Here is a 12640-nt window from a genome sequence, read left to right as displayed (position 1 = left end):
ATCAACTCATTAGTCCGGCGCGACCAAAGAACCCCTGTGGCCGAACAATGAGCACGATTGCCATCAATGCAAAGATCGAGACCTTCGCCATTTCGGGCGCAAATAGTGAGCTCATGCTGACGACGATGCCGACCAACAGTCCCGCAAGGACCGCGCCGCCAATTGACCCCATGCCGCCGACCACCGTCACCACGAACGCTTCGGCGAGGATGGTGCTTCCCATTTCCGGGATAACCCCCTGCAATGGCGCTGCCAGCAGGCCGGCGAAGCCGGCAATAGCGGTCCCGATCCCGAATACGATGAGCCAGACCTTGGAAATGTCGACGCCAAGCACGCGAACAATCTGCGGGTCACGTGCGCCTGCGCGAATGATCAGGCCGAAGCTGGTCTTTTCCAGGAAGAGCCAAAGGCCCAGAAGCACCGCGGCGGTCGCGCCGATCACAAACAGCCGGTACAACGGAAAATAGCCGACGCCGATATTGACGGCGCCTTGCAACAGATCTGGAGTGTCGAAGGGGTAGCCTGTCTTGCCAAAGGCAATGCGAACCAACTCGACCATCACATAGCTCAATCCGAACGTCAGGAGCAGCGGGTAATCGATGCCACGGCCGTAGAGCCGCCGGATGAGAAGACGTTCGACCAGCATCCCGAACAGCCCGACCGCCAGCGGAACAGCGACGAGGCAGATCCAAAAATTGCCGCCGAGCATCAGGATGTAGAGCCCGGCATAGGCGCCGACCATGTAGAAGGCACCGTGCGCGAAATTCACCACAGTGAGCATGCCGAAGATCAGAGAAAGGCCGATTGCAAACAGCACATAAATTGCGCCGAGCGCCAGTCCGGCAAATAGCTGCAATGCAATGAGATCGAGACTGAGACCAGCCATCCGCATCACCTACGATGGAGCAACGACTAGGACGCCCCAATCCGCTATCACGCCTTGTGACCGAGTTCTGCGCAGCTCCGCAGGTGCGCCGCATCGGGCTCTTCGGTGCTGATCACCTCGAAGACATCAGAGTCATTCCGTAGATCCTTGGACTTCGACCGGATAACCAAGACCGATTGCACCGATTGATGGTCGCATTTGCGATAATATTGCGGGCCCTTGTAGTAGTCGTACTTCAAGGCCTCCAGCGCGGCGATGACCTTGTCGGTATCGACACTTCCGGCATTTTTCACCGCGCTTAGCACCGTTCGGACGCCGCCGTAACCGAGCGCGCCGTAATCGGTTGGCAGCTTGCCGTCGTACATTTTGCGGAAAGCATCGTTGAAGGCCTTGGTCGAGGCGAATTTGTCCTCAATGCCCCAATAAAACGAACACCCGCCGATCACGCCCTCGAAGGCCTGGGGTCCTGCCGCGACGCGACTTGCATGCGAGAGCAATGGAGAGATGATCTGGGTGGTTTTCTTGATCCCGAAATCGGTCGCCTGCCGCAGCGCGATTTGCTGATCGCGGCCGAAATTGCTGATGCAGAGGATGTCCGGCTTTAGCGCCTGGATGCGAGGCAACAGGGTCGAAAAGTCGGTGGTACCAAGCGGGTGCCTGATGTCACCGAGATTTTCAATATTGAAGGCCTTGCCGACCTCGAGGAATCCTCGGACCATTTCATGGCCATAGGCATAGTCCGCAGTCAGGAAAGCAACCCTTTTGCCGAATTTCGAGAATGCGTACCGGCCGACTGCGCCCGATGTCATATGCGGGTTCAGTGCCTCGTGAAAAGTAAAGCGGCTGAAGTCAGAGGCTTCATTGATGGCATCGGACTGGCTGATTGAGTTGAAGATGATGCCCCGTTCCTTGGTCACATTGTTGATCGCGAGCTGCACCGCAGCGGAAAGGCTGCCGACGACGAAATTCACCTTTTCCTTCTCGACCAGTTCAAGCGTTCGCGTCGCAGCCTCGCCCGGATTGAGCTTGTCGTCGCGAACCAACAATTCCGCTTTTCGCCCGTTGAGGCCGCCGGCCTCATTAAATTGAGCTATAGCGAGCTGGGCCGCACGAACCTGGTCCTGCGCTTCCGTGCCGTAGGGGCCCGTCAATGGGACCGGAAAGCCGATTTTGATGCTCGCCTCCTCCGCCTTGACCAGATTGATGCGGAAGGGCGAGGCGGCGATCACCGCGCCGGCACCGGCCGTCGCCAACACCCGGCGACGGGATATCGATCTCGATTTGGAGACCTCGCTCCTCATGACTTTCCTCCCCTGATGTCTTTTTTTGCTACAAGGCTTATCGTTCTTATAGGCGCCCTAGGGCCGCCAGGATAACCTGCGGCGTGAGCGGAATCTCTGTAACTAAAGTACCGAACGGCCTGAGCGCGTCATTTACCGCGTTAATGACGGCCGCTGCGGCGCCCGCCGTCCCTGCCTCGCCCGCGCCCTTGGCGCCCAGTTCGCTCTCTCGCGTTGGCGAAACCGCATGGCCGACATCGATATCCGGCATTTCCCCGGCCATCGGCACCAGGTAATCAGCCATATTGGCGTTCGTGAGCTGACCGCGCTCATCATAAACGCACTTTTCGAAGAGTGCGGCGCCAAGCCCCTGAACCACCCCACCCCGAATCTGCTCATCAACGAGCTGCGGATTGATGATGGTGCCGCAATCCTCGACCACCCAATGTTTAAGCAAGCGGATAAAGCCTGTCTCGGGGTCAACCTCGAGCCAGGAGGCTTGAACGCCGTTGGTAAAGGCAAAAGGAAACTCCCGCGGCACGAAATGGCGCGTCGCCATGAGTTCGGGCTGAATGCCGGGCGGCAACGTATCGGGGCGGAAATAAACAATTCGCGCCAGTTCGCTCAGCTCGATGCGCGGCTCGCGATCACCGGCGTTCACAACGGCGTTGTCGGCGATGTCGAGCTCCGCGGGGTTCGATTGCAGGATGGCCGCCGCGACATCCAGGATGTTCTTGCGTAGGACTTTGGCGGCCTGGAGCGCGGCCTCCCCGCCGATTCCGGCGCCGCGCGACGCCCAGGTTCCCCCGCCATAGGGTGTATTCTCGGTATCGCCCAAAATGACTCGAACGCGCTCCATAGAGACCCCGAGCACAGTCGCTACGATTTGCGCGGCCGCGGCTTCTGAGCCCTGCCCCTGCTCGGTGATGCTGGTGTGGCAGATCACCGAACCCTGAGCGTCCAGCCTCGCAGCCACGCCATCCTGGGACGAGATGCGGGCTCCGCCAACCCCATAAAATGCCGCGCTCGGGTTTGTCACCTCGATGAAGCTGGCAAGACCAATGCCTCGATAGATGTTTTTTCTGCGCAGGCTCGCCTGCTCGGCGCGCAAACCCGCATAGTCCATCATCTCCGCCAGCTTGGTAAGGCAAGCCTGGTGAGACAACTGCTCGAATCTCAGTCCGGTCGGGGACGCGCAGGGATACGCGTCGTCGGCAATAAGATTACGCCTTCGAATTTCGACCGCATCCAACCCGATCCGTATCGCCGCCAGGTCCACCAGCCCCTCTGTAACCGCACACGCGATGGGATGCCCGACCGCACGATACTGGCACATCACGTTCTTGTTCTGGAACACGACACGCGCTCGTGCGCGATAGCTCTTGGTCGTGTAGGGTCCGCCGACCAGATTGACGACCTGGTTCGCCTCGATCGCGCTGGTGCGCGGATACATCGAATAGGGACCGATTCCGGTGAGGTCGTCGATTTCAAACGCGGTGATTGCACCGTCACGTCTCACACCGATCCGACCCTTGCAGCGATGATCGCGCGCATGAATGTCGGTATTGAAGCTTTCGACCCGATCCGCGACGAATTTTATCGGCCGTCTGAGCAGCTTAGAGAGGGCATAGGTCGCCATCTCATCGGCATAGATGTGCACCTTTATGCCGAAGGAGCCTCCGACGTCCTTGCAGACGACGCGGACCTGCTGCTCCCGCAGCCCGAGGTGAAGCGCCGCGATGTTCTGCACCATGTGCGGCGCCTGGGTGCCTTGATAGATCGTAAGCCTGCCTTCCGCGCTGTTCCAATCAGCAACGACGGCACGCGGCTCCAACGTCACACCAGTGTGGCGGCCGAAGACGAATTCAGCTTCAACGACCTCGTCCGCCGCCGCAAAGGCTTGGTCCACATTGCCTGTGTCGTGTACGCGTTCGAACGCAAGATTATCGCCAAGGGCGGGATGAATGACCGGCGTCTTTGGATCGAGCGCGACCCGCATGTCGGTTACCGCCTCAAGCTCTTCATAGTCGACCGAGACCTGCTCGGCGGCATCCTCCGCAAGCGCGCGACTTGTCGCCACAACCGCTGCCACCGCTTCACCCTGCCAGCACACGCGGTCGATGGCGATGGCGTACTGGGGAGCGGACTTCAGCCCCTTCAGGTGCGAGAGAACGCCTACCCAGGGCGTGATGACGGCCGCGAGCTCCCGGCCGGTGATGACGGCTATGACACCCGGCATCCGCTTTGCGGCGCTCGCATCAATCGCCATGATTTTTGCGTGGGCATGAGGTGAGCGCAGGAACACGACATGCGCTATCCGCGGCAGCTCCATATCGCTGACATAGAGCCCTCGCCCCTGCATGAGCCGATCGAGATTGGGCCGCGGCACGGTCTTTCCGATATAGGAGTTTGGCCGGTCGAGCACCGAAAGCCGCTCAGCTTGTCCTCTTGCCACGATCATCGCGGTCGCCCCCTTCGGCTGTGGGCCGTGGCTTCGATCGCGTCGACGATGGCCTGATAACCGGTGCAGCGGCAGTAATTGCCGGAAAGATGCTCCCGGATGAGCTCCCGCGATGGTTCACTTTGCTGTTTTAGGAGATCCTGAGCGGCCATCAGCATTCCCGGCGTGCAATAGCCGCATTGCAGCGCATTGCGCTCTCGAAACGCCGATTGTAGATCGGCGACTTCACCGCTGTCGGACAAACCCTCGATCGTTTGTACCGTTTTGCCATGCACCTGAACAGCGAGCATCAGGCAGGCGCGCACGATTTCGCCATTTACCCGAACGGTGCATGCACCGCACACGCCATGCTCGCAGCCGACATGTGTGCCCGTCAGATGCAGATGTTCACGAAGGAAGTCCGCCAGATTGACGCGCGGGAGCACATGCATGTCCACGCGCTCACCGTTGACCTCAAGCGAGATTGGCATCGGAGCCGTCACCCAGCTGCTCCACATAGTGCACCGCGAGTAAGGAGCGCCTCGACGCAGCGCCTAAACAGCACCCTTGCCAGATGCCGGCGCATGGACGAAGAGACCTGCTGATCCTCGGGAGGGTCGAGTTCGTTGCCAAATGCGACTGCCGCATCGGCAATCAACTCCGGTGTGATCGCGACGTTCAGCAACTTGGCCGCGGCATTGGCCAACACCGGTCGATCAGCTATGGCAAAGAATGCCATGCGAAGATTGGAAAACCCGCGATTGACGACACTGGCCCTCGCGGCCACGCCGGCCAGCGCGTAATCGCCGTGGCGCCGGGCGAACTCCTGGAAGAAATCGACCGAATTCTGCCGCGCGATCGGCAATTCGACAGCGGCCAGCAGCTCATCCGGACGTAGCGCGGTCGCATAAAGGCCTTGAAAAAACTCAGCGGCTGCGATGCGCCGTTCACCGTATCGCCCGCAGGCGATAATGGTCGCGTCGAGCGCCAGCATGCATGCAGGCAGCTCGGCGGCCGGATCGGCATGAGCAAGGCTCCCGCCGAGGGTACCCCGGTTGCGGATCGCAGGGTGGGCGATATGCTTGACCGCGTCGCTTAAAAGCGGTGCGTGAGCGGCAACCGAGGGCGAGGTTAGAAGTTCAACATGGCGGGTCAATGCGCCGATGCGGAGAACATTGCCGTCAACGGCAATTCCTCGTAGCTCAGCGAGCTCGCCGATATCGATGAGCATTTGGGGCGAGACCAGACGAAGGTTCATCGCCGGAAGCAGGCTCTGGCCGCCAGACAATACTTTTGCCTGTTCCCCATGCAGGGAAAGCATCTCCAGCGCATGATGAATGCTGGTTACGCGTGCGTAATCGAAAGCCGAGGCTTTCATGGGCGCGACCTTCCCCCGCCAGAGCTGGCGTATTTTTTGCCTGATTAGAAGGTGCTGGCCGCCAAAGGTCAAGTTTGTTTAGCGAGCTATCTCCGGACGGACTCGAGTTTTGGACTTGTCTTGAGCTCGCGGAGGACGCACGGTCCGTTCGCCAGGTGAATAGCCCTTCCGAGGAGCACGCCATGAAATTGGGTTTCTTCACGATGCCGATCCACCCCCTCGAGAAGGACTGGCGGCTTTCGTTGAAGGAAGACCGTGAGGCTTTTCTATTGGCCGATGAACTCGGTTTCAGCGAAGCCTATGTGGGCGAACATATCACGGACAAAGCCGAGAATATTACATCTTGCATCGCGTTCCTCGCCTGGATTGCCGCCGCGACCAGGCAGATCAGGCTCGGCACCGGCACGATCAATATGCCGAACACACATCCCGCGGCGGTCGCAGCTTCGATCGCGATGCTCGACCATATGTTGGAGGGGCGTCTGATCTTCGGCATCAGCCCGGGAGGATTGCTTTCCGATGCCGAGCTGTTCGGCAATCTTGAAGCCGATCGCAGTGCAATGTTTGTTGAGGCCATCAATCAGGTGTTGGCGATCTGGGCGAGCGAGCCGCCTTATAACATTAAGGGACGGTTCTGGACGATTTCGACGCAAAAGACCCTGATGAAGGAGGTCGGTCAGGGGTTCATTGGACGGCCCCTGCAGCAGCCACATCCGCCAATCGTCGTGACCGCAGTCGCGCCTTTTTCGAAGGGAGTCACCGAGGCGGCGGCGCGGGGTTGGGACCCGATATCGGCCAACTTTCTGATGCCGGCTTGGGTTAAGAGCCACTGGCCCAGATATGTCGAGGGTTGCGAGCGCGCCGGCCGCGCGGCGGATCCAGCGAACTGGCGAGTGGCAAAGAGCATCTTTGTCGCTAACGACGCCGCCACGGCGAAAGCGTATGCCACCGATCCAGACGGTCCTTACGTCTACTACTATCGCTCGCTGTTCACCAAGCTGAAGAAGAATGGCCGTGTCGAGCTCTTCAAGACGAGGCGCGATCAGCCAGATGAGGAGGTGACCTTGGAGACAATCTGCAACAACCTGATCATCTGGGGCACACCCGAAAGCGTCGCGGATCAGCTCCTGTCCTTTCAGGACGGGGTTGGCAGGTTTGGTACGCTGCTCTATGCGGGTAAGGACTGGAGAGACCGCGAGCTTGCGCGACGATCGATGATCCTGATGGCGGAAAAGGTCATGCCGCGTGTCAGCGCCGGCACTGCAAGACGATCGACTGCCGCCGAATAATATCCATCAACTCGACGAGGAAGTGCTGTGGCCTTTACCGATCGTATTCCCTATCAGGCCCAAGTCGATCGCCCCAAACTGACGCTGCCGGACGGCAAGCGGCTCGCCGTATGGGTCATCCTCAATGTCGAGGAATGGCGGATAGAGAACGCCATGCCTCGAACTGTGTTGAGCCCGCCAATGGGACAGCCGTTGCTGCCTGATGTGCCAAATTGGTCCTGGCACGAATACGGCATGCGCGTCGGCTTCTGGCGTCAGTTCAGAGCACTCACAGACCGCAGGATACCGGTCACGCTCGCGCTGAACGCGAACGTCTGCAGCTCTTATCCGCGCGTCGCTTCCGCCGCGCTCGAGGCCGGCTTCGAGTTCATGGGGCACGGTTTCGTGCAAGGGCCGATGCACAAGCTTGACGACCAAGCTGAAGCCATCAAGCGCTCCGTCGAAACGATCGCGAAGTTCACGGGAAAGCCGCCCCGGTCCTGGGAGAGCCCGGGCCTGACAGAGACCGAACAGACGCTCGACCTGCTACGCCTCAATGGCATCCAGTATGTGGCGGATTGGGTCATTGACGACCTGCCGCAGGATGTCACGACGCCGCACGGCACGATCACGACGATTCCCTACTCTGTCGAAACCAACGACATCGTGATCCATGCGCTGCAGCATCTTCCGTCCGACCAGTTCTTGAGGCGCTGCACTGATCAATTCGATCGCCTGTACCTGGAGGGCGCCGACAACGCGCGCGTTATGGCGATCTCGATCCACCCCTATATCACGGGCGTTCCCCATCGCATCAAATATGTCGAGGCGCTACTCGATTACGTCATCGGGCACGAAGGCGTTGCACTGATGACAGCAACCGAAATCGGCGACTGGTATCGGGCAGAAATGGCGAAGCTAAGCACACCGGCACTTCGCTGAGCACGGCCGTCTCGCCGCCCCGTTCGGGGCTTTCCTGAGCCTTGGCTCCTCGCCCTAGCCCCTCTCGGGTGTCGCTCTTGCCGCCTTTGCTGCTCAACGGGCTTTATTGGTCGGGCGATCATCCTCTGCAAGAAACCGTCCATAGCTACCCCGCGCGAACAGCAGAGGCTCCTTATGGTTGTAGGAATAGGCTTCAACCGCACCGAGGAAGATGACATGATCGCCACCGTAATACCGATTGACGGAACGGCACTGGAAATTGGCGACGCTCTCGGTAAGCACAGGTGCATCGCCAAGCCCCGGAGTCCATTCGACCCCGGCAAACTTATCATCAGAGGATTTCGCAAACTTGTTGGCCAGCGCCTGCTGCGATGCGCCCAGAACGTTGACGGCGAAATGGCTGGCATTCTGGAAAATGCTCAGGCTCGAGGAGTAAAGCACAAGACTCCAAAGCACCAGCGGCGGGTTCAGCGACACCGACGTGAAGGAATTGCAGGTCAGCCCATACGGCTTTTTGTCGGCCCCGGCCGCCGTGATGATCGTTACGCCCGTCGCATAGGTCCCAAGCGCATTGCGAAAATCCCGCGGGTCGATCGGCGAATGATCGCTGGCTAACTCGTTTGCCGGATCCAGACCGATCGGATGCTTAGGCGCGTCGTTCATCCGCGGCCTCAAAGTGTGACGTTTTCGGACGGAAGGCCGAGCGCCACCCGGCCATAGTTGGTACCAGCCGCATCGAAATTGAACGCGATGTGCGAATTGATCGCATGGGCATCGCGGAATTGGCGCTGCAAAGCGCCCGATGTAAACAGCCCACGTGCCCCACTCGCCGCAAACAGCAGAGACACCGCCTCGGTGCAGAGGTTGACCGAATACGCCCCGTCGCGCCGCAATCTGGTCTTGACCGCCATATCCGGAATTTGCCCGCGCCTTGCAGCAGCCATCGCCTCGATACAGTTCGAGCGCATGATCAGGCGCGCCGCGTCGATCTTGGCAGAGGCCTCCGCAATCTTGATTTGCGTGCTCTGCAGATCACCCAGCTTGGCGCGATTGTAGGTCGACGCTCGATGGTGGGCAATTTCAACATAGTCATCGAGGCAGGCCTGCGCATTGCCAAGGGCGACCCCGGAAAGCACGTAGGGGAATAGTGAGAACACGGGAAGCGTATAGAGCGGATTCGGGTTGATCGCGCTGCCGGGTGTCGGACCGCCAGCGAGATCACTGACCGAAACCGTCAGCGATTCTGCGACGAAGGCATCCCTCACCTCGACATCGTTGGAACCAGTTCCGCGCAGTCCGGCGGCATTCCATGTATCCAAAATCCGATAATCCTTCTTGGGGACCAGAAAGATTCGATACTCGATCCCGTCAGCTTCATCATCGGAATCGACCACGCTTCCAAGCATATTCCATTCGCTCGACGCCACCCCAGAAGAGAACGGCCAACTGCCGTGCAATCTAAAACCGCCCTCGACCTTCCGGGCACGCCCCGCGGGAAAAATGAAGGAGGACGCAACCAGGGTGTTGGGATCTTTGTCCCAAACCAGATCCTGGGCGCGTTTGTCGAACATCGCCAGCATCCAGTGGTGGCTGGCAAGATTGGCGAAATTCCAGGCTACCGACGCGTCCCCTTTACCGAGCAGCTCGGCGCAATCAACCAGAGCGACATAGTCGAATTCCGAGCCCCCGACCCGCTTGGGCTGGACAACCCTGAAGAGCCCCGCCTCATGCAGATCGCGCTCCGTCTCTGGCGGCAGACGCCGAATTTCTTCGGTCCGCGCCGCACGGTCACGCAACTGGGGGATCAGAGCTCTCGTCCGCGCCAGCATGGCTGCGTAGGCGCGATCGTCCACCTCCTGTCCCACTGAGTAATCCAACGTCGATTTTCGACCAACATCCGCCATCTGGCGTCCTCGCTACATCCACAGCTGTATGCGATCGTAAGCTATGGATGGTCCTCCAGAATCACCAGGTGGGATCACTTTCCTCGGCGGAAACCGTGAGCCGCTGACCCTTCGAGGTCCTCTGGTGATTGTTGATCGCGCTGCTCCCCAATTAAGGCGCGGTCCGAGTTGTGCGTCAATCAAATTCAGGGATGCGGCGCTGTATTGCCAAATTGTTGGCTGGCCCACGATTGGGAGAACCGCGTTCGGCACCGACGCCGCCGGAGCTCACCAGAGCGGTTCAATCCGCGGCATTTCTCAAGATCGAGCTCCGAGTGGCCGCCAGTGCCGAGGCAAATTGAGCCACACGTCTAGCGGGCTTAACGGAGCGCATGCGTCTTGTATCCCGGCTGCTCGAAAGGGTGGGAGGTCGCGAATGCCGGCAACGCGAAGCAGCGTTCCGCGAGGCGCGCGACGGCCGGACAAGCGGTCAGCTCCAGCTTGCGAAACTGCGCAGCTATGACATGGCCCGCAATGCAACTGACGATCGCCGGTCTCGCCTCGAGAGCCAAGATGACCCGGCGCACCTTCATCCGATGGTTTCGAACAGGCAACCGGCCTGGCGCCCGGCGAATGGTGGTGCAGGCGCGCGTGTTGCGCGCCTGGCAATTATTGGAGGCAACAAAGATGGCAACCGAAGACGTCGCGAGCGCGACCGGCTTTGGATCGGCTGATGCACTCAGGCATCATTTCAGAAAGAGGCTGGGCACGAGGCTGGTGCGCTATCGCGCAATCTTTCAGACGTCCGGCCCTCCACAGTCGAACTCGCCGCGGCGTCCACCGTCTCCGCCTCGTCCACGATTCTCACCAGCTTGACTGGATGTCATCCGCTTGAGATTCGCTTCTGAGATCTACTCGATCGGAGCGTGGCAGCAGCCGCTGCCGCGAGAAAGACTGCGGAAAGGACGACGGCCACATGAAAGCCGTGCCTTGGATCGCCATTCTGTGCGTGGGGGCGACAATTACATGTCTTCACAGCCTCCAACTTCTCCAACGCGAGCAATTTTTTCGCGCGCGTGAGCCCGTTCGGTGCCGCGCGCCGCGGGTGTCGGGGGACTATAGAATGACAGGATCGCGATCTTCCCGCATCGCGCGCCGACGAACTGTCCTTTCAATTCGGAAGCATTCCATCGAAAGGAGGCCTCACCCCGTCTTGGGCAGGCGTCGTGCCGGGCGACGGCGACGTTGAACGCACCGAGGTGGGAGAGCTTTGACTCCGACTATCGCCCCTGAACGATTATCATGGACCAATTGGCACCCGGAGGCTGCGCTCCAGCGACGGATATCCAAGAGACCTTGCTGAGCCTCCCGACCGGTTCGTCAAAACGTCCAAGCTTCGCGGTGCAGCGATTGAGGTTGAAGAAAAGAGCCGCGCCGGCCTACTCTCCAGTCTACCCCGCCATTACATCGATCCGCGGATCGGGTTGATGATCTGGACGCCGACTAAATCTCTCTGGTTGTCCGTCACCACGACACACTCGTTCGCACTCGCGACGGCAGCAATGATCATGTCGAGCCCGCTACGTGGCCGACCGGCGGCTCTCCCTTTCGCCATCAACTCCGCCCAGACAAGGCCCGCCTTGTCGTCGAACGGCAGGATGCGGCCCGCAAACAAGGCCTGAGGGCCCTCCGGACCTGAGAACCAGGCATCAAGCGCTGCCCGTCTTTTACCATTTGGCTTCTCTAGGATACCGCGACGGATTTCTGCGAGGGTAAGCGACGTGATGAACAAATGCTCGTCGCGCTGTGCCGCCATCCAAGCGAGGAGCGATTCCGATGGCTGCGGCTTGACGACATGGCTGATGATGTTGGTGTCGAGAAGATAGCGTGTCACAGGTCGACCTTGCGCCCTTCTTCACGCGAGCGGGTCAGGTCGAGATCAGCGCCAACGAGCGGCGAGCGACGCAACGCGGTTAGGATCCCACCAGGCTTCGGTGGCTCGCCAGACTGGATATTTTTCTTGCGCCGCGGCCCCAACTCGCCATCTTTGTCACGACGCGGAACGATCCGCAGCAGCAAGGAAGCCGCGGTGGCGCGAGCGAGAGCAACAACGGCAGAAAAGCTTCGCTTGGTCGCTGATTGCCGCACCGGGAGCCTTGGTTGCATCCGTCACGTCGGGGCCTGATCCGCGCCTTATCAATCTGGTACGGCTACTGGCTCGGCAAGCCGCGCGGGATTTCGTCCAAGCCGAGACGGATAGCCGAAAGCGTGACTGTCTCCCGGACTAAGGAGGCGTCATGAAGGTTGCGCTCTAGGCCCGCTATTCTTCCGAAAACCAGCGTGACGCTTCGATCGAGGACCAGTTGCGGCTTTGCCGCCTGCACGCCGAGAAGCAAGGTTGGACTGTCGTCGACAGTTACACGGACCGGGCGATCTCGAACGTGCGGTTCGGTCTGCGCATGGCGGGGCAGCTCGATCCCGATGAGCAGCGGCGGGGCGGCTTGATCGGGCGGATCCCGAATCAGGGCAAAACCAGCGATGTCGCAGAAACTTAAAGAGCAGC

Annotated in this window: 12 protein-coding genes and 1 pseudogene; 4 read left to right on the top strand and 9 right to left on the bottom strand. The window is 60.0% G+C overall.

Going from position 1 to position 12640, the window contains the following annotated elements:
- Nucleotide 1 precedes the first annotated feature (1 nt).
- Genes P6U23_RS08810 through P6U23_RS08790 form a run of 5 tightly spaced genes read right to left on the bottom strand, consistent with a single transcriptional unit; the run spans nt 2 to nt 5984 of the window.
- Nucleotides 2-886 carry a branched-chain amino acid ABC transporter permease gene (locus P6U23_RS08810; protein WP_407179153.1) on the bottom strand — a complete coding sequence of 295 codons (885 nt, stop codon included), beginning with the start codon at nt 884-886 and terminating at the stop codon, nt 2-4.
- 47 nt (nt 887-933) lie between these two features.
- Nucleotides 934-2187, bottom strand: coding sequence for an ABC transporter substrate-binding protein (locus P6U23_RS08805; RefSeq protein WP_407179151.1), 1254 nt, complete (start codon nt 2185-2187; stop codon nt 934-936).
- Between the two features lie 46 nt (nt 2188-2233).
- Nucleotides 2234-4627, bottom strand: coding sequence for a xanthine dehydrogenase family protein molybdopterin-binding subunit (locus P6U23_RS08800; protein ID WP_407179150.1), 2394 nt, complete (start codon nt 4625-4627; stop codon nt 2234-2236).
- Nucleotides 4624-5109, bottom strand: a complete 486-nt coding sequence (locus P6U23_RS08795) for a (2Fe-2S)-binding protein (RefSeq protein WP_407179149.1) — start codon at nt 5107-5109, stop codon at nt 4624-4626. Before P6U23_RS08795 ends, P6U23_RS08800 begins: the two co-directional genes overlap by 4 nt.
- Nucleotides 5106-5984 (bottom strand): FAD binding domain-containing protein, encoded by an 879-nt coding sequence (locus tag P6U23_RS08790; RefSeq protein ID WP_407179148.1) that lies wholly within the window; start codon nt 5982-5984, stop codon nt 5106-5108. Before P6U23_RS08790 ends, P6U23_RS08795 begins: the two co-directional genes overlap by 4 nt.
- A gap of 182 nt (nt 5985-6166) precedes the next feature.
- Here P6U23_RS08790 and P6U23_RS08785 point away from each other — a divergent pair, with 182 nt between their 5' ends.
- Both P6U23_RS08785 and P6U23_RS08780 read left to right on the top strand, forming a co-directional pair.
- Complete coding sequence (locus P6U23_RS08785; protein WP_407179147.1) at nt 6167-7273, top strand: LLM class flavin-dependent oxidoreductase; 1107 nt, start codon at nt 6167-6169, stop codon at nt 7271-7273.
- 27 nt (nt 7274-7300) lie between these two features.
- Nucleotides 7301-8194: a polysaccharide deacetylase family protein gene (locus P6U23_RS08780; RefSeq protein WP_407179146.1), complete on the top strand. Its 894-nt coding sequence runs from the start codon at nt 7301-7303 to the stop codon at nt 8192-8194.
- A 93-nt stretch (nt 8195-8287) separates the two neighbouring features.
- On the opposite strand, the gene P6U23_RS08775 is transcribed toward P6U23_RS08780, so the two are convergent.
- Together P6U23_RS08775 and P6U23_RS08770 are read right to left on the bottom strand one after the other, a co-directional pair.
- The gene (locus P6U23_RS08775) at nt 8288-8857 is read right to left on the bottom strand and encodes a flavin reductase family protein (RefSeq protein WP_407179145.1); all 570 of its coding nucleotides are present in this window, start codon (nt 8855-8857) and stop codon (nt 8288-8290) included.
- 8 nt (nt 8858-8865) lie between these two features.
- Entirely contained in the window at nt 8866-10098 is a 1233-nt protein-coding gene (locus tag P6U23_RS08770; protein ID WP_407179144.1) for an acyl-CoA dehydrogenase family protein, read from the bottom strand.
- Nucleotides 10099-10596: 498 nt separating this feature from the next.
- Here P6U23_RS08770 and P6U23_RS08765 point away from each other — a divergent pair, with 498 nt between their 5' ends.
- Nucleotides 10597-10953, top strand: a complete 357-nt coding sequence (locus P6U23_RS08765) for a helix-turn-helix domain-containing protein (protein WP_407179143.1) — start codon at nt 10597-10599, stop codon at nt 10951-10953.
- Between the two features lie 586 nt (nt 10954-11539).
- Here P6U23_RS08765 and P6U23_RS08760 read toward each other — a convergent pair.
- Complete coding sequence (locus tag P6U23_RS08760; RefSeq protein WP_407179142.1) at nt 11540-11971, bottom strand: PIN domain-containing protein; 432 nt, start codon at nt 11969-11971, stop codon at nt 11540-11542.
- Nucleotides 11968-12156, bottom strand: a complete 189-nt coding sequence (locus P6U23_RS08755) for a hypothetical protein (protein WP_407181792.1) — start codon at nt 12154-12156, stop codon at nt 11968-11970. Before P6U23_RS08755 ends, P6U23_RS08760 begins: the two co-directional genes overlap by 4 nt.
- 272 nt (nt 12157-12428) lie before the next feature.
- Between P6U23_RS08755 and P6U23_RS08750 the strand changes: the two are divergent.
- Nucleotides 12429-12515, top strand: a pseudogene (locus tag P6U23_RS08750) (hypothetical protein); the annotation flags it as partial.
- Nucleotides 12516-12640: the final 125 nt, after the last annotated feature.

This window comes from Bradyrhizobium sp. STM 3562 (genome assembly GCF_045571435.1).
In the GTDB taxonomy this organism is placed as follows: Bacteria; Pseudomonadota; Alphaproteobacteria; order Rhizobiales; family Xanthobacteraceae; genus Bradyrhizobium.
The sequence above is the reverse complement of the archived record's forward strand: the minus strand, read 5'-3'. Positions and strand labels throughout refer to the sequence as shown.